This is a genomic window from Salinivibrio sp. KP-1, assembly GCF_000968645.1.
GTDB classification, from domain to species: Bacteria; Pseudomonadota; Gammaproteobacteria; order Enterobacterales; family Vibrionaceae; genus Salinivibrio; species Salinivibrio siamensis.
Genome location: NZ_LAQR01000001.1, coordinates 140,244 through 162,357 on the forward strand (window position 1 = coordinate 140,244; position 22,114 = coordinate 162,357).

At 51.5% G+C, this 22,114-nt stretch carries 15 protein-coding genes; 10 read left to right on the forward strand and 5 right to left on the reverse strand.

Annotation, left to right across the window (positions count from 1 at the left end):
- The first annotated feature begins 53 nt into the window (after nucleotides 1–53).
- From WN56_RS00660 to kdsB, 5 genes are read left to right on the forward strand one after another with little or no spacing between them, the layout of a single operon-like run.
- On the forward strand, nucleotides 54–2,264 hold the full coding sequence (locus tag WN56_RS00660; RefSeq protein ID WP_052707979.1) for a DNA internalization-related competence protein ComEC/Rec2: 2,211 nt from the start codon (nucleotides 54–56) through the stop codon (nucleotides 2,262–2,264).
- Between the two features lie 43 nt (nucleotides 2,265–2,307).
- Nucleotides 2,308–4,062 (forward strand): lipid A ABC transporter ATP-binding protein/permease MsbA, encoded by a 1,755-nt coding sequence (gene msbA, locus WN56_RS00665; protein ID WP_046073142.1) that lies wholly within the window; start codon nucleotides 2,308–2,310, stop codon nucleotides 4,060–4,062.
- Between the two features lie 2 nt (nucleotides 4,063–4,064).
- On the forward strand, nucleotides 4,065–5,060 hold the full coding sequence (lpxK, locus tag WN56_RS00670) for a tetraacyldisaccharide 4'-kinase (protein WP_082084400.1): 996 nt from the start codon (nucleotides 4,065–4,067) through the stop codon (nucleotides 5,058–5,060).
- A 9-nt stretch (nucleotides 5,061–5,069) separates the two neighbouring features.
- Nucleotides 5,070–5,252 (forward strand): Trm112 family protein, encoded by a 183-nt coding sequence (locus WN56_RS00675; RefSeq protein WP_046073143.1) that lies wholly within the window; start codon nucleotides 5,070–5,072, stop codon nucleotides 5,250–5,252.
- Complete coding sequence (gene kdsB, locus WN56_RS00680) at nucleotides 5,249–6,016, forward strand: 3-deoxy-manno-octulosonate cytidylyltransferase (protein WP_046073144.1); 768 nt, start codon at nucleotides 5,249–5,251, stop codon at nucleotides 6,014–6,016. The genes WN56_RS00675 and kdsB overlap by 4 nt, the downstream gene beginning before the upstream one ends.
- A gap of 85 nt (nucleotides 6,017–6,101) precedes the next feature.
- Here the strand turns inward: kdsB and elyC are convergent, their stop codons facing one another.
- Complete coding sequence (elyC, locus tag WN56_RS00685) at nucleotides 6,102–6,875, reverse strand: envelope biogenesis factor ElyC (protein WP_046073145.1); 774 nt, start codon at nucleotides 6,873–6,875, stop codon at nucleotides 6,102–6,104.
- 115 nt (nucleotides 6,876–6,990) lie between these two features.
- Here elyC and cmoM point away from each other — a divergent pair, with 115 nt between their 5' ends.
- From cmoM to mukB, 4 genes are read left to right on the forward strand one after another with little or no spacing between them, the layout of a single operon-like run.
- Nucleotides 6,991–7,800: a tRNA uridine 5-oxyacetic acid(34) methyltransferase CmoM gene (cmoM, locus tag WN56_RS00690; RefSeq protein ID WP_046073796.1), complete on the forward strand. Its 810-nt coding sequence runs from the start codon at nucleotides 6,991–6,993 to the stop codon at nucleotides 7,798–7,800.
- Nucleotides 7,797–9,161 (forward strand): chromosome partition protein MukF, encoded by a 1,365-nt coding sequence (gene mukF, locus WN56_RS00695; protein ID WP_046073146.1) that lies wholly within the window; start codon nucleotides 7,797–7,799, stop codon nucleotides 9,159–9,161. Before cmoM ends, mukF begins: the two co-directional genes overlap by 4 nt.
- The gene (gene mukE, locus WN56_RS00700; RefSeq protein ID WP_046073147.1) at nucleotides 9,142–9,873 is read left to right on the forward strand and encodes a chromosome partition protein MukE; all 732 of its coding nucleotides are present in this window, start codon (nucleotides 9,142–9,144) and stop codon (nucleotides 9,871–9,873) included. The genes mukF and mukE overlap by 20 nt, the downstream gene beginning before the upstream one ends.
- Nucleotides 9,870–14,321 (forward strand): chromosome partition protein MukB, encoded by a 4,452-nt coding sequence (gene mukB / locus WN56_RS00705; RefSeq protein WP_046073148.1) that lies wholly within the window; start codon nucleotides 9,870–9,872, stop codon nucleotides 14,319–14,321. The genes mukE and mukB overlap by 4 nt, the downstream gene beginning before the upstream one ends.
- Before the next feature lie 55 nt (nucleotides 14,322–14,376).
- On the opposite strand, the gene WN56_RS00710 is transcribed toward mukB, so the two are convergent.
- From WN56_RS00710 to WN56_RS00720, 3 genes are all read right to left on the reverse strand, one after another.
- Nucleotides 14,377–16,692, reverse strand: a complete 2,316-nt coding sequence (locus WN56_RS00710) for a methyl-accepting chemotaxis protein (protein ID WP_046073149.1) — start codon at nucleotides 16,690–16,692, stop codon at nucleotides 14,377–14,379.
- Nucleotides 16,693–16,877: 185 nt separating this feature from the next.
- A complete protein-coding gene (locus tag WN56_RS00715) occupies nucleotides 16,878–19,193 on the reverse strand; it encodes a methyl-accepting chemotaxis protein (protein ID WP_046073150.1) in 2,316 nt (771 codons plus the stop codon).
- 100 nt (nucleotides 19,194–19,293) lie between these two features.
- Nucleotides 19,294–19,791, reverse strand: coding sequence for a GNAT family N-acetyltransferase (locus WN56_RS00720; protein WP_046073797.1), 498 nt, complete (start codon nucleotides 19,789–19,791; stop codon nucleotides 19,294–19,296).
- Nucleotides 19,792–20,080: 289 nt separating this feature from the next.
- On the opposite strand from WN56_RS00720, the gene WN56_RS00725 reads away from it, so the two are divergent.
- Complete coding sequence (locus WN56_RS00725; RefSeq protein WP_046073798.1) at nucleotides 20,081–20,941, forward strand: aldo/keto reductase family oxidoreductase; 861 nt, start codon at nucleotides 20,081–20,083, stop codon at nucleotides 20,939–20,941.
- A 285-nt stretch (nucleotides 20,942–21,226) separates the two neighbouring features.
- Here WN56_RS00725 and WN56_RS00730 read toward each other — a convergent pair whose 3' ends face one another.
- Complete coding sequence (locus tag WN56_RS00730) at nucleotides 21,227–21,724, reverse strand: MarR family winged helix-turn-helix transcriptional regulator (protein WP_046073151.1); 498 nt, start codon at nucleotides 21,722–21,724, stop codon at nucleotides 21,227–21,229.
- Between the last annotated feature and the right edge of the window lie 390 nt (nucleotides 21,725–22,114).

Genomic DNA, 22,114 nt, shown 5'->3' on the forward strand with positions numbered 1-22,114 from the left:
CCGTGCTGTCGCTACCTTGGTGGCCAATATTACCGCCAATTTGGGTCTGCATCATGACAGTGATCGTCTTCTTTGTTGGGTGGAAAAGACGTTGGTGGTGGCTTGCTGGAAGCGCGTTAGGACTCACTTGGACTGTATTGTCCGCAAACTTGTATCAAGCCGACGTGATCCACGTCATTTCACACCAAGAGGATACTACAATCAGTGGGACAGTGGGCACCCTTTTCAGCGCAAAAAAGGGGGCGCAAGCGATTATTTTTGACGCCGATAAAATTAATCACACAAGATTGCCGCCTTTTCGCTCAGCCCGAGTGCGTGTTTATTGGCAATCTCCCCCGTATCCTAAGCAAGGCGAGCGCTGGCAATTGGTGGTAACGTTTAAGCCGCCTTATGGGCGATTAAACGAGGCAGGTTTTGATGCTGAAAAATATTATGTTGCACGGCGAGTACATGCCAAAGCTCGGCTAAAAGAAGCAACGCAATTGACTGAGCAAGTGAGTTGGCGTCAACAACTACTCGATACGCTTAGTCCCGCTTTATCAACACTGTCCTATGGGCCGCATTTATTGGCATTGAGCCTTGGCGAGCGAGGGTGGTTAACCCCAGCGCACTGGGATACGCTGACGCACAGTGGTTTGGCGCATTTGATGGCTATTTCAGGGTTGCATATTGGTTTGGCCTACGGAATAGGGTGGCAAATCGGCCGTTGGGCGCGCGTCTTTCTCCCAGAACGACGCCTGTTTTTATGGTTGCCTTTGTACGTTGCTGTTGGGGTGGCGTCGCTCTATGCGGCATTAGCCGGGTTTGCACTGCCCACTCAACGGGCGCTCATTGCCTTGATGCTGGTCTCGATCAGTAAGCGCTTGGGAGCGCGGATTTCGCCGCTGAATCTGTTGCAGTTAACCTTATTATTGGTATTGCTCCGCGACCCTTTCGCCGGTTTCTCAATGAGTTTTTGGCTCTCATTTGCCGCCGTGGGGGCCTTATGCATGGCGCATTACACACTTGCTCACACCACTGAGGGTCGAAAACAAACACGGCCTTGGCTTCGTCCTATCAAGCAGCTTATCGGCATACAATTGATTCTATTGGTAGGAATGCTTCCTTTGCAGCTAGGGTTATTTGCAGGGATCAGCGCCGCTGCCACGCCCATTAACCTCGTAGCGGTGCCTTGGGTGGGTATGGTGACCGTACCGCTGGTCTTTGTCGGCCTGCTGAGTGAGAGTTTATCGCTTTCCCGTGTCGCAGATTGGGTGTGGGACGGGGCAAATGCCAGCCTTCAACCGGTGATGGCACTGGCCGATCAGGCGGCGGACACCTGGTTACCCGCCCCTGTCACCTCGGCAGGCTGGGCAATATCGGCGATGGTGCTCGCTTGGGGACTCTACGGGTGGCATTGGCATCGTTTAAAGGCGGTGATGCTGGTCCTTGTCGCAGCCGTGGTAGCTTGGCGAGACCCTAAACCAGTCAACTGGCAAATTGATGTGTTGGACGTCGGGCATGGGTTGGCGGTATTGATCAGTAAGAATAACCGCGCGGTGCTCTATGACACTGGCAACCGCTGGCAGGTGGGTGGCATTGCTCAGGCGGTTATCGCGCCGATTCTGACACATCGGCAAATTAGACAGTTAGATGGCCTCATTCTCAGTCATGGCGACAGTGATCATGATGGTGGCGCGACGTTTTTGTCTGATACCTATTCACCACAGTGGCGCCGCGCCAGTGAGCGTCGGGTTGGGTATCAAGCCTGTGTGGCCGGCGAGCGTTGGCGCTGGCAAGGACTCACCTTTTCGGTACTCTGGCCTCCGGCACAAAAGCAGCGTGCTGATAATGATGATTCCTGTGTGATCCGATTGTCTGGCGATGGGCGTAGCGTGTTGCTCACTGGCGATATAGAAGCCAGCGGGGAGGCTGATTTGTTGGCGTCTCTGACCGACAAGAAGGCACTTGATAGTGACATCATTTTGGTGCCCCACCATGGTAGTACGTCTTCGTCTTCCTCCGCGTTTATTCGCGCCGTTGATCCCGTTTGGGGCGTGGCGTCAACCGGGCTCCTTAATCCATGGCAGCTTCCGTCACCAGAGGTGAAATTGGCCTATCAAAACGCCGGTATCACCTGGCTTGATACGGCGGCGAATGGCCAAGTGCGTTGGCAGAGTGTCGGCTCTGGTTGGCAGTTAACACGTTGGCGGCAGGATCGCAGCGATTATTGGTATCGTCAGATGTTTAAACGTCGGCCAGTATATTTGGACGCGGACTTGTAAAAGAGTAGAATGCCCGTCTGTTTAACACATCTAAACGATTTTAATGAGCGAATATCAAGATAAAACGACCTGGCAGACGTTTAAGCAGCTGTGGCCCTACATTGCCAACTATAAAGTAGGGCTCATTGTTGCCATTATCGCCTTGGTGATTAATGCCGCCAGTGACACCCTGATGCTCTCAATGCTGAAGCCGTTGCTTGATCAAGGCTTTACCTATGATGATGTCAAAGGCGATTTCCTCAAATGGATGCCTGTCTATTTGGTCGCACTCATGGTGATACGTGGCTTGTCGAGCTTTGTGTCCGCTTATTGCTTATCTTGGGTGTCGGGTCATGTGGTGATGACCATGCGCCGCCGGATGTTCAATCACTTTATGAAAATGCCCGTCAGCTTTTTTGACCAAGAGTCGTCCGGGGCACTGCTTTCTCGGATTACGTATGACTCAGAACAAGTGGCGTCAGCGACCAGTAGCGCGTTGGTCAGTTTGGTGCGCGAAGGGGCATCCATCATCGGTTTGATGGCGTTGATGTTTTGGTCAAGCTGGCAGCTCTCCGCCATTCTTCTGGTGATTGCGCCGGTGGTCGCGATTTCTATCCGCATCGTCTCTAAGCGCTTCCGTCGCATTTCTTCCAATATGCAAGATGCAATGGGGTCGGTGACTAGCTCCGCCGAGCAAATGCTCAAAGGGCACAAAGTGGTGCTTAGTTACGGTGGACAAGACGTTGAAAAGACACGTTTTGAGAAAGTCAGTAACCGTATGCGTCAGCAGACCATGAAGCTGGTGTCCGCACAAGCGATTGCCAACCCAGTGATCCAGTTGATTGCGTCAATGGCATTGGTGGTGGTGTTGATTTTGGCCAACACAGAGGCGATTCGCTCTGAGCTAACTGCAGGTACCTTTGCGGTGGTGTTTGGTGCCATGTTTGGTCTGATGCGCCCACTTAAATCCTTGACCAACGTGACCTCTCAGTTCCAACGCGGGATGGCGGCTTGCCACAGTTTATTTAATCTGATGGAGCTGGAGACCGAAAAAGACACCGGGACACACGCGGTGGAGCAAGTGAGTGGCGACATTAAGGTTGAGGATGTGGTCTTCACCTATCCCACTCGAGATGCGCCGGCCCTCAACCATGTGAGCTTTGAATTGCCAGCAGGGCAGACGCTGGCCTTGGTTGGGCGTTCAGGGTCAGGAAAAAGCACCATTGCTAACCTGTTAACCCGTTTTTATGAACTAGACAGTGGTGTGATTACGCTCGATGGCGTACCGATTGAGGACTATACCCTAGGTAATTTGCGTCAGCATGTCGCGGTGGTGTCGCAAAACGTTCATCTGTTTAATGACACGGTCGCGAATAACATCGCGTATGCCGCAGAAGATAAGTATAGCCGTGAGCAAGTCGAGCACGCCGCGAAACTTGCTTATGCCGATGATTTTATCCGCGGACTCGACCATGGCTATGACACCATGATTGGTGAAAACGGCGTCAGCCTGTCTGGCGGACAACGCCAACGTTTAGCCATCGCACGTGCCTTGTTACGTAATGCGCCCGTCTTGATCCTGGATGAGGCAACGTCGGCACTGGATACAGAGTCGGAGCGCGCTATTCAGGCGGCGCTGGATGAATTGCAAAAAAACCGTACCGTGTTGGTGATCGCCCATCGTCTGTCGACCATTGAAGATGCTGATCAAATTTTGGTTGTGGATGAAGGTGAGATTGTCGAGCGAGGCAGTCATCAAGCGCTTCTTGAACGTGAGGGAGCCTATGCGCAGCTTCACCGTATTCAGTTTGGTGACTGAGCATGCTAGAGCAACTGTGGTTTGGTCATCAACGCCCGCTATGGTCGGTATTATTAAGACCGTTTAGTGCGTTGTTTGGCATGATAGCGCGCCATCGTCGGCGTCAATATCTGCGCGGCAAAACACAGCGCTATTCGGCGCCAGTGCCGGTTATCGTGGTGGGGAACATCATGATTGGCGGCAATGGCAAAACCCCGTTTGTGATTTGGTTGGTGGAACAACTAAAAGCGCATGGTTACCGTCCAGGGGTGGTGTCACGCGGGTATGGCGGTAAATCTGAGCACTATCCACTCTTACTCAGCCAAACCACGCCACCGCGCACGGCGGGGGATGAGCCGGTTTTGATAGCACGTCGCACCCAAGTTCCTGTCTGTGTCGACCCCAACCGCAGCGAGGCGGTTAAACGTATCCTGCAAGAAGGTGTCGATATTGTGATCACAGATGATGGTCTCCAGCACTACCAGCTTGAAAGAGACATAGAGATCGTGATCATTGATGGCCAGCGCCGGTTTGGTAACGGTCATTATCTACCTTTGGGGCCGTTGCGCGAATCACTCGATAGGCTTGAGAGCGTCGATATGTTGGTCACTAACGGTGGGAGACCACAAGGCCAAGAGTGGGGGATGCACCTGGTGCCTGGCTTGGCCGTTAATCTACGTACGGGACAACGCTGTCAAGCCTCAATGCTACCGCAAGTGGTGGCAGTCGCCGGGATTGGCCATCCACCACGCTTTTTTAATACCTTGCAGCAAATGGGCGTAACACCCGTTCACAGCCAAGGAATTAATGATCATCAAACCCTCAACGCCGACGAGCTGGACAGGTTGAGCAAGAAGGGGCAACATTTGCTGATGACAGAAAAAGATGCGGTAAAATACCAAGGGATCGCACAAGATAACTGGTGGTATTTACCGGTAGAGGCACGGCTGCCTGACGAGGTAGCTCAGGCCGTATTCACCAAGATAGAACGTTTGCAAACAAACGCGAATAAAAAATAAAGGAACGCTATGGATCACCGCCTGCTTGAAATTGTGGCCTGCCCATCATGCCAGGGCAAACTCTATTATCAACGCGATAACAATGAGTTAGTTTGTAAGTTTGATCGTGTTGCCTATCCGATCATTGATGGTATTCCCGTGCTGCTTGAATCAGAAGCTCGCGATATGTCATTGGAAGAGGTCCAGGGATGAGCCCGTTTTATGTGGTGATCCCGGCGCGGTTTGGCTCGAGCCGCTTGCCGGGTAAACCGTTGGCTGATATTGCTGGCAAGCCGATGATCCAACACGTTTATGAGCGCGCCCAAGCGGCCGGTGCCAGTCAGGTGATTGTCGCAACGGACGATCAACGTATTGAAGCGGCGGTACGGGCGTTTGGCGGTGAGGTGTGTTTAACACGTGCCGACCATGAGTCTGGCACTGAGCGCTTAGCCGAAGTGGTTGAACGCTATGGCTTTGCTGAAGATGACATTATCGTTAATGTACAAGGCGATGAGCCGTTGATCCCCTCTGCGGTGATTGGTCAAGTGGCGGAGAACCTCAGTCAGAATGACCAGGCACCGATGGCCACCTTGGCAGTTGCAATTGATGACAAAGAGCAAGTATTTAATCCCAACGTGGTCAAGGTAGTGACGGATCATAAAGGGTTTGCCTTGTACTTCAGCCGCGCCACCATCCCTTGGGATCGCACCCATTTCGAGGCTGACTCTCCCGACATCCCACAAGCATTGTTGCGGCACATTGGTATTTATGGTTATCGAGCGGGATTTATTAGCCGTTACATTCACTGGACACCGAGTCCGTTGGAGAAGATTGAATCGTTAGAGCAGCTGCGCGTATTGTGGCATGGCGAGAAAATCCATGTGGCGGTTGCCACACAGACGCCCCCACATGGCGTCGATACCCAAGCAGACTTAGAGGCAGTGCGTGCTTATTTAGCCGTAGATAGCAACGCATAGGCGCGGTTTTACGTCTACTGCGAATGGTAATAACAAAGCCGCGAATCAATCGCGGCTTTTTTGGTGGGTGATGTGCTGTGGGACCTTAATTGGCCGGCTGAGCGATAAAATCACGGAGACGTTGCCACGCTTGTCCCAATCGCTCGTGCCAATAGCGTTCGAACTGCTCGAGGTATTGAGCACGTGGGCCGTATTTTATCCATGGCTGCTTAATTTGCTTTTGCGCCATGAAGTTAGTGGGAGCCGGGATGGGGTCGAGTCCAGCGCTTTGAAACTCGTAGACGGCACGATCCATATGTGCCGCGGATGTGACGAGCACTAGGTTACTACTGCCAACCACCGATGCGGCTTGGTAGGCTTCCTCCCATGTATCCTTGGCGGTTTCAAGCAACAGGATACTGTTTTTATTGACACCCAACGCCATTGCGACGCGTGCCAACATACGCGCATGGCTGACTTCATAACCATGGTCATAGCCCGACAAAATTAGCTTGGAGGTGGGGTACATTCGGTGAATACGGATGCCTTCTGCGAGGCGCATTAACGCCGCACGAGAAAGCTCTGAGGTTGGGGGTATGGCGTCATCTACGACATGACTGTTGCCCAGTACCATTACAAAGTCTACCGGCTTTTCCGTGGGGAGAAACGCGGTGTATTGACGCTCAAGTGGACGAAGGAGTCCAGAGGCGACCGGTTGAAACGAAGTGAGAAAAATCCCAGCAAACGCAACGAAGATAACAAAAGATGCCAGCCTTTTACGCTGAGAGAACCAAAGCAGGCATAGCCCGAAAAGACCCAACAATAACAGCGCGGGCAAGGGCATTATCAAGGTTGAGATAAGTTTTTTTAATTCAAACATGCAATGTCGCCCGAAATATAGTCAAACGAGGCACAAATAATGCCATAAACCTTTATTAACGTAAGGCTTGTGACAGAATATGCCTTTCTACCACTCAATGATAACGAATGCCATTGTGACTGAGGATAAAAATTTCGACGACATTGCCCACAAATTTGTTAAAAACATTTATGGATCGGGCAAAGGCGAAATCCGCCAGGCGGTCGTTTGGCAGGACATCGAGCAGATCCTGCACTGTTTTCCGCCTGAGCAGACCCTGCATATTTTAGATGCCGGCGGTGGGGTTGCCCCTATGTCTCGGCACTTGGCGGCGCGCGGTCACAGGGTCACTTTATGTGATCTTTCTTCGCAAATGCTCGACTTAGCCCGTCAGGAGATTGAACAACAGGGCTTACTTGCGCAGTATCAGCTGGTTCATTCGTCGGTGCAGACGATTGGCGACCATTTGAGCGATCCGCCGGATGTGATTTTATTTCATGCGGTACTGGAGTGGACCGCGGAGCCAGAGCAGGTGTTGAAAGACTTGCTTAAGCAACTGCGCCCGGGGGGGATCGCATCGGTGATGTTCTATAACCAAACCGGGTTGCTCTTTAAGAACCTCGTGTGCGGTAACCTCACGCATGTTGAGGAAGGTATGCCGCATCGTAAGCGGTTTAAGCTTCAACCACCTAAAGGCTTGCAACCAGAAAGCGTGTATCGATGGATGCAAGACAGTGACATTATCCTCAAAGGTAAAACAGGCGTACGCACCTTTCACGATTACATGCGTGATACCAATATTGGTGATTTTACCTTTGAGCAGGTCATGGCGTTGGAGCAACAGCTTTGCCGCCAAGAGCCATTTGTGTCTCTGGGGCGATATATCCATGTATGGGGACAGCACAGTGCCCCAAGCAATCAAGATAAAAACAAGGACAACGGATGAGTGATCAGGCTCAGTCTTCCCAGTCGTGGACAGACGACGCTCAGACAGTACCTGAGTTGGTCAGTTGGGTAAAACAAAGTGACTTAGGGTTAAACCTGCCGCCAGAGCGCTTGGCATTCTTGCTGGCAATGGCGGTGATGAGTCAAGAGCGGTTGGAGGACGAACTGAGCGAGCATGAGCTCGTGGATGTCTTTCGACTGGTCAGTGAGCAGTTTGTTAGCGGTGAAGGTGCCACGCTTGGCAATGTCGCTTTTCGCGCCAACAATGCGATCAATGAAATGGTGCAAGCACGGTTGCTAAGCCGGTTTACCAGTGAAATGACCGATGGTGATAGCATTTACCGCCTCACGCCATTGGCGCTAGGTATTGCGGACTATTACGCTCGTCATCGTGAATACTCAACGCTAAAGCTGTCGGTACAACTGTCTATGGTGGCTGACGAAATCGCTAAGGCGCGCCGTGCGGCGGAAGAAGATGGGGATGCGACCTTTTGGCGTCATAACGTCTATGGTGTGTTGAAGTACTCGGTCGCCGAGATTTTTGACCGCATCGATCTTAATCAGCGCGTGATGGATGAGCAGCAACAACAGGTAAAGGAAGATATTGCTGCGCTCCTCACCCAGGACTGGCAAGCCGCAATCGCTAACTGTGAATACTTGCTCAACGAAACCTCGAGTACTTTGCAAGAGTTACAAGAAACGCTGCAGGCCGCGGGGGATGAGCTTCAGAGTCAGCTGCTTGAGATTCAAGAAGTGGTGCGGGGGCGTGATGATCTTGAGTTCGTCGATCGCATGGTATACAGCTTGCAGATGAAGCTGGATCGTATCGTGAACTGGGGACAGCAAGCGATTGACCTATGGATAGGTTACGACCGCCATGTGCATAAATTTATTCGCACCGCGATTGATATGGATAAAAACCGTGCATTCAGCCAGCGTTTGCGTCAGTCGGTATCGGACTACTTTGACGCGCCATGGTTTTTAACGTATGCCGATGCTGAGCGACTGCGTGATACGCGAGATGAAGCCTTGGTGTTACGTGACGATGAAGTCACCGGAGAGATGCCAGAAGAGGTGGCGTTCGAACAATTAAGTGTGGTTGACGATGGCCTTTCACAGAAAGTGTCACAGATGCTCAACCGCCATCGAGAAACCGGACAAGCGATCGACTTAGGTCGTGTCCTGAAAGATTACTTAGCCGAGCACCCACAAGCTCGCCATTTTGATCTCGCGCGCTTAGTGATTAACCAAGCGGTCCGCATGGGCTACTCCCAATCTGATCTTAACGCGATTCAGCCTGATTGGCAGGCGATTAACGACTTCGGAGCTAAGGTACAAGCGAATGTCATCGATAAATACTGAACAGCCAATGCCAGAAGGGCTGGCCAAAGCCATTGCTAACCCTTTGTTCCCGGCGTTGGACAGTGCACTGCGTGCTGGCCGCCATATTGCCAGCGACGATCTGGATAACCACGCCTTGCTGATGGAATTTGAGCAAGAGCTGAATATTTTCTACCAGCGTTATAACGCTGAATTGGTCCGCGCGCCAGAGGGCTTTTTCTATCTTCGTCCTCGCTCAACCAGTTTAATTAGGCGTAGCGTGTTGTCTGAACTGGATATGCTGGTTGGCAAAGTCCTTTGTTTTCTGTACTTAAGCCCAGAGCGCTTGGCACAAGAGGGGATCTTTACCACCCAAGAGCTTTTTGATGAGCTATTAGCGTTGGCTGACGAGAAGAAACTGATGAAGTTGGTCACGCATCGCGCAACAGGCTCAGATCTTGACCGTGAGAAGCTTTTCGACAAAGTGAAAACCTCGCTGCGACGTTTGCGTCGTCTCGGGATGATCTTACCCATTGGTGAGGGAAGTAAATTCCGTGTCAGTGAAGCAACGTTCCGCTTTGGTGCTGATGTACGAAGCGGTGACGATCCACAAGAAGCCCAATTGCGTCTGATTCGTGACGGGGAAGCCGTGGTGCATAGCCAAGCGCACATTCAATCAAGCTTGCTCGATGAGCACTCGGATGAAGACGCAGACAATGCCGATACAGAGACAACAGAGGAGCCGACAGTATGAGCCAGCGCGGTAAGTATCACTCACTCACCATGGTGAACTGGAACGGCTTTTTTGCACGAACCTTTGATATTGACTCCCTCGTCACCACCTTATCAGGCGGGAACGGCGCGGGTAAGTCGACCACCATGGCGGCGTTTATCACCTCGTTGATCCCTGACCAAACCCTGTTGCATTTCCGTAACACCACAGAGGCAGGCAGCTCAAGTGCTTCTCGTGATAAGGGGTTGCACGGTAAATTGCAGCCAGGTGCCTGCTATGCCGCCTTGGATGTCGTGAATTCACGCCAACAGCGGGTGCTGTTTGGTGTGCGTCTTCAACAAGTGGCAGGGCGTGATAAGAAGGTGGATATCAAGCCGTTCGTTTTACAAGGCTTGCCTTCTTCTGTGGCCCCAACCGATGTCTTGGTCGAGACCTTAAATAACGGTCAAGCGCGTGTACGCCAGCTGAACGAGGTAAAAGAGGCGGCGAGCGCCTATGAAACCGCGCACTTTAAAGCTTTTAACTCGGTCACCGACTATCACGCGCAAATGTTTGAATTTGGCGTGCTACCGAAAAAGCTGCGCACCCAGCAAGATAGAGGCAAGTTTTATCGATTAATTGAAGCGTCACTCTACGGCGGCATTTCTAGCGCAATCACCAAGTCGTTGCGCGAGTATTTGTTGCCACAAAATGGTGGTGTGAAAAAAGCCTTCCAAGATATGGAAGTGGCGCTGAAAGAAAACCGTATGACGCTTGAGGCGATTAAGCTGACGCAGCGCGATCGTGACTTGTTTAAGCATTTGATCACGGAAGCGACCCATTATGTGGCCTCGGACTACATGCGTCATGCCAATGAGCGCCGAAGCAAGCTGGAACAAGCGCTGTCGTTGCGGGCGGAGCTGAACGCCGCACAACAGACATTGCAGCAAAAGCAGAAGCATGCGGAAACCATGCGCGCAGAATTAGCCGAGCTGGAAGCCGGACAAGATCATCTCGAGCAAGATCACCAAGCGGCGGCCGATCATCTGCAGTTGGTGCAATCGGCGATGCGCCAACAAGAAAAAATTGAGCGTTATGAGGAAGATTTGCTCGAGTTGTCGGAGCGACTCGAAGAGCAAATCATGGTGGTGGAAGAGGCCACAGAGCAGCTTGCTGACGCCGAATTGCGCGCGGCGCAGAGTGAAGAGGAAGTGGATAGTCTGAAGACTCAGCTTGCCGACTACCAACAAGCGCTCAACACGCAACAAACGCGCTCCCTGCAGTACCAACAAGCCGTTAATGCCTTGGAGACGGCCCGTCGCCTCACTGACGATGAGACCCTCAGTGCAGACGAGGCCACGACACGCTTACACGCGTTGAAAGCGCAAGAGTCAGAACAAACGGATCGGGTTTTGTCCCTCAAACACAAACGCGATCTTGCTTCGGCCACGGCCAATCAGTTTGAACAGGGCTTGCGTCTTTTGCACCGTCTTGATCCATCCGTGCACCGTGCTGAGGCTGGCAAGGCCGCCAAGCGTTGGGTTGAACAGGGTAGAGAGCGTCGTTATCTGGCCGATAGCCTGACGCAGCGCCAGTATGAACAGCGCGAATTGAGCCAACGGGCTGAGCAGTATCAGCACGCGAGCCAGTTAGTGTCGGAGTATCAGACGTTAACGGGCGAAACGCTGGCTAACAGTGAAGCGGTCGAGCAAGCCGTGGCGCTGCAGCAAGCGCGACGTGAGGCGCTGCTAAAGGAAAAAGACACCCAAGCCGAACAACTGCGTGAGCTCGCGCGGACACAGGACGCGGTGGACGCACAAATCCACGATCTTGAGCTCAAAGCACCGACTTGGTTTGCGGCCAATGACGCCTTGACCAAACTGGAAAGCCAAACTGAAAAAAGCTTGGTGGACAGTCAAGCGGTCATGGAGGCGATGCATGCCACGCATGAGGCGGTACGCACGCGCACGCAGCACCAAGATCAGCTGGGCAAACAAAAAGCAGACATTGAACAAGCGATTGAGCAATTGGCGCAGCCTGGTGGCAGCGACGATGCACAATTGCAAGGTCTCGCCGATACCCTTGGTGGCACCTTACTCTCTGAAATTTATGATGATATCACCCTAGATGACGCCCCTTACTTCAGCGCACTCTATGGCCCGGCGCGGCATGCCATCGTGGTGCCCGATCTCAAAGGCGTAAAGGATAAGCCCACGGATTTGGACGCTTGCCCTGATGACTTATACATCATTGAGGGGGATGCCGACGCGTTTGATGATAGCGTGTTTGATGCACAAGAGCTGTCGGGTGCCGTGTGTGTACATCTAAACGATCGGCAAATGCGTTATTCGCGCTTCCCGGCCACGCCACTGTTTGGTCGTGCTGCGCGTGAGCACCGCCTTGAGCAGCTACGTGAGCAACGGGAGGCCTTGGTTGAAGAGCACGCCAAAGCGTCCTTTGATGTACAAAAGTGGCAACGCCTATCACACGCATTTAGCCAATTTATTGCCGAGCATCTCACGGTGGCGTTTGAGCCCGACCCTGAGCAGGCGATCGCCGCTTGCCGCGAAAAACGCGCACAGACTCAGCGGGCGATAACCGATGCCAAGCAAGTGTTGGCACAACACGAGGCGGAGGTGGCGCGTTGTCAGCAAGCGCTACATATCCTCGATAAGCTTCGCTACTGTGCCGAGGCGCTCACAGAGGATAATCTTGAGGCACGCTTGCAAGCGGCTATGGCGCGCGTAGAGACGGCGAAAGAGGCACAAGGCTTTATCCAGCAACATGGAGAAACCTTAGCAGCATTGGAAACCAGCCTGGCAACACTCGAGAGTGACCCTGAGCAATTTGATAAGCTGGAGCAAGCCTACCAAGAGGCGGATAACACCTTGCAGGCGATTAAGCAGCAAGTGTTTGCTGTTGCCGATTTAGCGGAGCGTCGTCCGCATTTTGCCTATCAAGATGCGTCAGATATGCTGACGCAAAGCAGTGAGCTTAACGAACAGCTTAAAGCCAAACTGAAAGATGCCGAGCAGGTGCGCCAACGTGAACGTGAATCGCTCAAGCAAATTCAGTCGCAGACGAGTCAATATCACCAGGTGCTTGCCTCACTCAAAAGTGCCCATCAGTCTAAGCAAGAGACGCTGAACGAGTTTAAGCGAGAGCTCGGTGAGTTAGGTGTGCAAGCGGATGAAGATGCCTTAATGCGTGCACAAAGCCGCCGTGATGCCTTGTACGAGCAAATGCATCAGGCCCGGCAGCGTCACAGTGAACTCTCGCGTGGGATTACGTCACTGGACATGGAAACCAAGTCGCTCACCAAGGAATTGCGTAAACTGCTCAAGCAGTACCAAGCGCTTCGTCAGTTTGTGGTCAACGCCAAAGCGGGTTGGTGCAGTGTCCTGCGTATTGCGCGCGACAACGGGGTGGAAAAACAACTGCATCGTCGAGAAATGGCATACATGTCAGCTGACGAGCTTCGCTCTTTGTCGGATAAATCCTTGGGGGCATTGCGCCTTGCGGTCGCTGACAATGAAACCTTGCGTGATGCCTTGCGTGCGTCGGAGGATGTCGGACGGCCTGAGCGTAAAGTCTTATTCTATGTGGCTGTGTATCAGCATTTGCGCGAGCGTATCCGTCACGACATTATTCGCACCGATGATCCGGTCGAAGCGATTGAGGAAATGGAAGTCGAGCTGGCAAGGCTCACTGAAGAGCTCACGCAGCGTGAACAACGTCTGGCGATCAGCTCCGAGTCGGTAGCCAACATTATTCGCAAGACCATTCAGCGCGAGCAAAACCGGATCCGTATGCTCAACCAAGGGCTACAGAACGTGGGCTTTGGTCAAGTGCAAGGCGTGCGCCTCAATGTGTCTATCCGTGAAACCCATGCACAGTTGCTGATGGGCTTGGCTGAACATGCTGACCAGCACCAAGATTTATTCGGCAATCCAAATCTCACGTTTTCAGAAGCGATGGCCAAGTTGTTCCAACGTTTGAACCCGCATATTGAAATGGGACAACGTGCCCCGCAGACACTGGGCGAAGAGCTATTGGACTACCGTAACTATCTGGACTTGGGCATTGAAGTCAACCGTGGAACGGATGGTTGGCTGAAAGCGGAATCCGGCGCGTTGTCGACCGGTGAAGCGATTGGTACCGGCCAAGCAATCTTGCTGATGGTGATCCAAAGCTGGGAAGAGGAGTCACGCCGACTGCGTGGCAAAGATGTGATCCCATGTCGCTTACTTTTCCTTGATGAGGCGGCCCGTCTGGATGCCAAATCGATCTCGACCTTGTTTGAGTTGTGTCATCGTTTAGATATGCAGCTGTTGATTGCGGCACCAGAAAACATCAGCCCAGAGCAAGGCACGACGTATAAACTGGTCCGTAAAATCTTCAATGACCGCGAGCACGTTCATGTTGTGGGCTTGCGCGGGTTTGGTGAAGAGAAGCGTCGGGAGCTAGAGCGTGAGCCGGTGATGGAATAATCGTCAGACAAGGCGAAAACGAGGGGGTCGGCCTTGAGGCCGACCCCTTTGGGTTTTAGTCGGTTTTAAAGTGACTGATCCGCGCTTCCAGGGTACGGGCATGCTCACGTAAGTGGTTGACGGTTTGTTCAGTGTTGCGCGTACGCTCTGAAACATGGTCGGCCGATTGTGCCATCGTGTTGACATTTTGGCTGATTTCATCGGTCACCTGCGTTTGCTGGTTGGCTGCGGTGGCAATTTGCATGTTCATCTCGTTGATTTGCTCAATCATGGTTTTGATTTGCCCCAGCTTGTCGTTGTTTTCGTGACAATGCTCAACGCTTTGGGTCACCGCGTCATTGGCTTGGGTCATCCCATCGGCGGCACCGCGCGTCTCCTGTTGCAAGGCGTCGACCTTGGCACGAATTTCCTCCGTAGAGGATTGGGTTCGTGTCGCCAAAGAACGCACTTCGTCAGCGACCACAGCAAATCCGCGTCCTTGCTCACCAGCACGGGCCGCCTCAATCGCCGCATTGAGGGCTAACAAATTGGTTTGCTCGGCAATTTCTTGAATCACATCCAACACCGACCCAATGGACTCACTCTCGTGTGATAGCTTCTCCATCGAGCGGGTGGCTTTGTCCATATGATCTTTGAGTGTTTGCATTTGGCTGACCAAGGCTTCGCCTTTTTGGCTGCCTTCATTGGCGGTTTGGGTAATCGTGTCAGACGCTTCAGAGGCATTGCTCGCATGCTCTGATACTTCGCTGATGGAGGCGGCCATCTGTGTGGCAGCGGTAGCGACCTGGTTCGAGCTTTTGGCTTGCTCGTCCACTTGCCCACGTACAGCCACTACGTCATCACTGATATCGTTGGCTGATGACAACAAGGTTTTTGACGCGTCGTGTGTTTTTTGAATCACGTCTCGGAAGCTTTGGAACATTTCGTTGAGGCTGTCAGCCAACGTAGAGAGCTCATCTTTACTGGTATGGTGCAACGTGATCGTCAAATCTTTACTATCTGCCACCTGTTTGATATTGGTGGCGAGTTTTAAGATAGGCGCGCCAATGCTTTTACCCAACCAATACGCTGCTAGTGCGGCGAGACTGCCTAGCAGCACTGCCGTAAACGCGGTCACAACGCCGATGTCTGTGCGTAATTTGGTAATGGCTGTAAAGACTTCATCGGTGTCTTGCTGACTGATCACCGCCCATGTCACCCCGTAGACGTCAATGGGCGAATAAGAAGCCAGTACCTCAGTATTACGATAGCTCGTTTGCGTGACAAACCCTTGCTCTCCCCGTAGCGCTCTTTTTACCGCAGGGTTATCGAGGGGTTGGTTACCAGCGGCGGAGTTTTGATAATCAATGCGGTGAATGGTATCGGCATTAAGCCCTTGGCTTTCTAGTGCACTGAGGTAGGCGTCTTTATCATCACTCAACAGACGTGGCTGCGTGCGTAATAGGTTATCGGGACCAACTAATAATATTTCACCACTGGTGCCCATCCCTGACTCTGCCCATTGACCATTATTACTAATGAGCTCACTGATACGATCGATCGGCATTTGAAATATCAACGCCCCGATCTGCTGACCATTTTTATAAACTGGACTCGAGATAAATGAAGCTGGACTGTCGTAGGAGGGATAGTAAGGGCGAAAGTCTATAAAGCCCAGCTCACCCTGAGGCGCTTTGCGTACCGCTTTATAGGCATCAGCCAAGCCACTGGTTGAATACGGGCCGGTTAACAGGTTGGTCGCGTAATCCAGCTCTTTGTAAACGCTATAGACAATATTGCCCTGATTATCGACCAGGAAAATATCGTAGTAGCCGAAGGTCTTTAAATAATGCTGAAAGTTGGGATGAAAGACGCTGTGGATCTCACTGTAGACACTGCCGTCGTTGGCTTTCGCCATGGCATCTTTACTTCCTAATGGATGGGGGTTGCCGCTGATATACGCGTGTTGCAGCCGTTTAGCTACATCAGGTAACTGATTGTACCTTCCCATTACGTCGGTGGATGTATCGTTAATCTCTTGATAGGTCGCGCCGAATTGATTGCGATAATAACTGGCCAGTTGGCTCTCTTGGCTAGGGGAGTTGGCAGTGTCTGCGGCGATGGTGTTAAACGCTTGTGCCAATTGTGCCAGTGCATCTTCTGTCATGGTGGAGTCTGACAGCGTATTAATTTGATCACCAATGAACTTGAAGTAATTACTTATTTCTGACTTTTTCGACGCTTTCACCGCCGTTAGTTGCGATTTTACTTTCTTATCAAGTGCTTGTGATGATAAGCCGATGGTTCTAAACGCTAAGATAGCCGCAATAGTTAAAACACAGGTTAATGATGCCGCAACGATTGCGAGCGTGATCTTATTACTGATTCTCATCGTGACACTCCTTCCTACCTCACGTTTTGAATCTAGTCACGGCGGATAAAAAGTGCGTAGAAAAGGGGATAAAATTTGAACAAATGGTGAGCGTGTGTCTAGCTAGTCAGTCGTAATGGGTGGTTTCTAGACAGACAGCGAGAAAAGCAGGGAGGTGCGATGACCTCCCTAGGTAGCGTGAGTATTTACTCAGTTTTGAAATGACCGATAGTATCAGCCAGACGTGCTGACCGTTGGCTTAAGCCGGTGACGGTTTCTGCGGTGTCATGCGTGCGTTGTGAGACGGTTTCAGCCGATTGCGCGATATCAGAGATGCTTTCGCTGATTTCTGTTGTCACTTGCGTTTGCTGCTGGGTGGCATTGGCAATGTGTGAGGTCATCTGATTGATTTCGGTGACCATGTTGGCAATATCAACCAGTGCGGCGTTATTTTGCTGACAATAATCCACACAAGCGTCGACGGTTTGGCTGGTGGTATCCATATCTGCCACCGCTGACTGCGTCTCTTGACGTAATGCGGCAATTTTATCGCGGATACTTTCGGTCGAGTCTTGGGTACGTGAGGCGAGGGTGCGCACCTCTTCGGCGACCACGCTGAACCCGCGGCCTTGCTCGCCCGCGCGCGCCGCTTCAATCGCCGCATTCAGTGCCAACAAGTTGGTTTGCTCGGCAATGGCTTGAATCACATCCAGTACGGTACCGATTTCTTCGCTCTGTTGCGATAAGCGACCCATGGTCGCTGTTGCAGCATCCATGCTCGATGACAAGGTGCGGATTTGCTCAACCAGGTCGTCACCAATTTTTGAGCCCGTGTTGACGGCTTCTGTGATGTCATCAGACGCGGTGGAGGCTTGGTCTGCATATTGGGCAACGTCCGTGACGGAGGTGGCCATTTCTGTCGCTGCCGAGGCAACTTGATGGGTATGCTTGACCTGGTCGGCGACCCTATCGCGCATAGTGACCACGTCTTGATTAATGTCGTTAGAGGCTTGGCCGAGTAACCCAGAAGCTTGGTGCGCCTCTTGAATCACCTGTTGGAAACTGGCGAACATGTCATTGAGCGAGCGGCCGAGCAGTGCCATTTCGTCTTTACCGCTATCAGGTAAGCGTTGGGTTAAATCTTTATTTTCTGCAATGGTTTTGATCCGTGTAGTGACCGCAATCATTGGTTTGGCAATATTGCCACCGAGAATATAGGCAATTACGATCGCCACGCCAACAAGTACCAACGAGGTAATAACCGTCGCTTTTAAAATAGTGTCTTGCATGGCAGCGACTTGTGATAGCGCCTCTTGCTGACTGATTTGATTGACCAGTGCCCAGCGCTTGCCGAAGACATCAATCGGTGAGTAAGCGGTATAGACGGTTTGGTTGCGATAACTCTGCTCTTTGCCAGTGCCCGTTTCGCCCGCCAGCGCTTGCGCAATGCTTTGGGATGCCATCGGCATTTGGCCCGCTGCGGTATCGGTGAACTCAATGCGGCGAATCAAGTCGGGTTTGACGCCATTGGTGCGCAACAAGTGTAAATACTCAGATTTGTCCTCTTGTAAAGCGCGTGCTTCGGTGCGGAGGACTTTATCAGGCCCCACCATAAACATTTCGCCGCTTTGTCCAAAGCCTGCGGATTGCCATTGGCCTTGACCGCTGATCACGCCACTTAAACGCTGAATCGGCAATTTAAAGATAAGTACACCCTGCGTTTCGCCGTTTTCGACGATAGGGGTGGCGATAAATGAGGCCGGTTCATCGTAGCTGGGAAAGTAAGGGCGATAATCCACAAAACTGATGGTGCCGGCTTTTGCATCAATCGCCTCTAAGAAGGCGTCACCCATGCCGCTGGTAGCGTAGGGGCCAGCAAATAAGCTGGTTCCAAAGTCAATCTCTTTGGCCACTGAATAGACGATACGGCCATTGGCATCGGCTAACACGATGTCTTGGTAGCCAAACGTTTCGGCAAAGCGATGGTAGTTGGGGTGATATTGAGTGTGCACCTTGTCATACGTGGAGCCATCATTGGTTGTCACCAACTTGTCTTTCTCGCCCAAAGGATGGGGGCTGCCGCTGATATAAAATTGCTGCAGTGTCCGCGTGGCAGGGGCAAGCGCTGCGAGGTTGGAGCGTGCATTGGCGTTGGTATCATTGCGCGCTTTGTAAACATCGCCGAAGGTGTCGGTGTAGTAGTCTTGCAGCGCGCGCCGGGCCGCTCTATCGGTGCGGACTTCACGACTGTAGCGTCGATAAGCTTGGCTAAAAGACGTCACCGCGTTTTCGGTCATGGTGGAGTCGGCCATTGAGGTTAATTGCTGGCCGATAAATGAAAAATAACTGGTTAATTCAGAGTGCTTGGCTTCGCGTACGGCTTTAAGCTGGCTAATCGCCTGCTCTCGCATTTCATCGCCAAACAGTGTGGTGGTTCGGTTTGCCAACACCGCGGCGGTGGCGACAATACAAATAACACAGGCGGAGATGATCGCCGCAGAAACCTTGGTGCGAACTTTCATACTACTAAACTCCTGAAACGTCGTTATGACGGCATCAAATCAAGGCACCTTACTGGCGTAAAGTGGAGGTGGGGGCTTATTCGATAGGGAAATAACATGCTCAAACCGTTAGGTCGCACTCTAGCATTGCCACACTGTGGTATTGGCCAAATTTTTCACCGACATCATTTAGCTGTCCAACTTGTTGGAAGCCAAAGCGACGATGCAATGCCAATGACGCTGGATTGGGTAGCGTGACGAGAGAATAGGCGCGGCGCAGGGCCTTATCGCGCATTCCGTCGAGCAAGGTTTGCATTAATGCCGAGCCAACCCCACGGCCACCGGCATCGGGGGCCGCATAAATGGTGATTTCTGAGGCGATGTGGAAAGCCTGCTTGGGATTGAAAGGCGTATTGTAAGCAAAGCCAAGGATTTGTTGGTCTTGCTCTGCCACCCAGGCTTGATAGCAGGAGGACGGATCAAACTGAGCGAACCATTGTTTACGTTCAGCTAATTGCCATGGGCACAAGTCAAACGTAATGGCAGTGTGTGTAATGTAATAATTATAAATCGTATTGATCGCGTCACAATCACGCAATTCCATGCGTCGAATAAGCATTTTCGCTTCCTTTTCGCTTTTTTTGCGCGACATAAGATAACGAAGTTCACCGCATTCGCCAAGTGTTGGTGATAAATTAAACACTTGTCGTACATTTAACACCCAAACAGTGCTGTCCTTTGCGCGAAAACAAACGAACGCACTGTTAGGCTAACAAAATGCTCGATAAGGCATTGAGGGTGGCGGGAGATAGGATTAGCATGATAGCTCCACTTCTCGGCATAAAGGATCCGTTTTGTCAGAGTTTAAAGCGACATCTATTTCTCCGGTCGGTCCGTTTTTCTCGCCCATGGTGCAAGGTTACTGGCGACTGGATGATTGGCAAATGACGCCGCAGCAGCGTTTAAGCTTTCTTAAGGCGCATATCGATTTGGGGGTGACGACGGTCGACCATGCGGATATTTATGGTGACTACCGCTGTGAAACACTGTTTGGCCAAGCGCTGAAGCTTGATCCCAGCGTGAGGGACGATATCCAAGTGGTGTCGAAGTGCGATATCAAGTTGGTCAGTGAAGCGGCTCCAAACCGCAAAATCAACCATTACGATACCAGTTACCGGCATATTTTGGAGTCGGTAGATAACTCATTGTCTCGTTTGGGCGTGGAAAAACTGGATGTGTTACTGATCCACCGTCCTGACGCGTTGATGGATGCGGATGAAGTGGCTGAAGCATTCACCACGTTGCGTCATCATGGCAAGGTGGCTCACTTTGGCGTGTCTAACTTTACGCCTGCACAGTTCGACCTGCTTCAGTCTCGTTGGGATGAATCCTTGGTCACCAACCAAGTTGAAATCAACCCGCTACGTTTTGATGTGGTCCATGACGGGACCCTGGATCAGTTACAGCGCTTGCGTATTAAACCGATGGCGTGGTCTTGTCTTGCAGGCGGTGAGATGTTTAACGGCGAGTCTGAGCAGGCTGTGCGGGTACGTGATACCTTGCATGCTATTGGCGAAGAGCTCGGTGGTGCGACGATCGATCAGGTTATTTATGCTTGGGTGATGCGTCATCCGTCTCAACCTTTGCCGATCATTGGCTCGGGCAATATTGAACGTGTCAAAGCAGCCAAAGCGGCTTACGACCTCAAACTCACGCGCGAGCAATGGTATCGGATATGGGTAGCGTCAAAAGGACACAATGTACCTTAAATAACAGCGTGTAACTGACTGACTCTCAATCCATAAGGCGGCTATTAGCCGTCTTTTTTTGTGGATTGTCTGGGGACGGAATAGGGGCAATATGGCGCATTGATAACGGATGAGTGGAAACTGCTATACGGTAAATGGTGCGGCTGGGTGTCGCATGCAGAGCCAGTGCATGACTGATGGCGACAAAAAGCGAACGTCCTTTGCTTTTAATACGCCACTTTCTTTTACTACGCCGTAGTAGGCAGGTGGACCGGTGGAGACATCCTGTTTACCCGCCGGAGACCATTATTTTTTTGCCTGGAATTGCGAATTATGTGAGGTGAGGGCAGACACTTCTAGCATCGGTGCCGCATCAATATCATCGGCGTTCATCATCGAAGAGATACGTTGTACCGATGACAGCAATAACGATTGCTCCCACTCATCTAAACTTTGAAAGCGTGAAATAAAGTTTTCTTGTAGGGGCTTGGGTGCTTGTTCTAACGCCGCTTCCCCTTGCTCGGTCAAGTGGGCATGCACTTTACGCTTATCAAGCTCACTGCGAACACGCAAAATCAACCCGCGCTTTTCGAGACGATCAAGAATGGTCGTTGCCGTTGCCTGACTCATATTGGTATGGGTCGAGAGCTTACGAATGGTCACTTGGCCCAGCTCTTTAATCGCACGCATTAGGACAAGTTGGGGGCCAGTGATCCCGGATACTTTGTTAAGTTTTCGTGAATGCAGGTCTATTGCGCGGATGATTTGCCGCAGCGCAACCAGTACTTCTTCGTGTTTTTCCATTTACTCACCTCCACCAGAAAAAATCGCCAACGAAACTTACAATACCCGCGGTTGGAGTGCAAAGGCATCGAGAGAAAAATCGACTTTTTATGGTTTTTTTCACTATCAAATAATCAATGTGCTTTCAGTCTATTATAACCCTTAGAGTTCAAATTAAATCTAATTTATTGTTATTTTTAGCTGTTTCAGTGAGCAGGCGCAAAAAGTGCCACATAGTCATCAATTTAAGCAGTCAAGAGGTCGGATCAGCGTTGCAACAAGTTGCATTAAACCATGCTTAGAGTGTGGAGATCACAGCTTTGATAATAGCCTCAATTCTTTGTTGCATTTAGTAACATAATGCTTAGAATCTCTCGCATACAAACGATAATAGTTCTCATAACTGTTCAT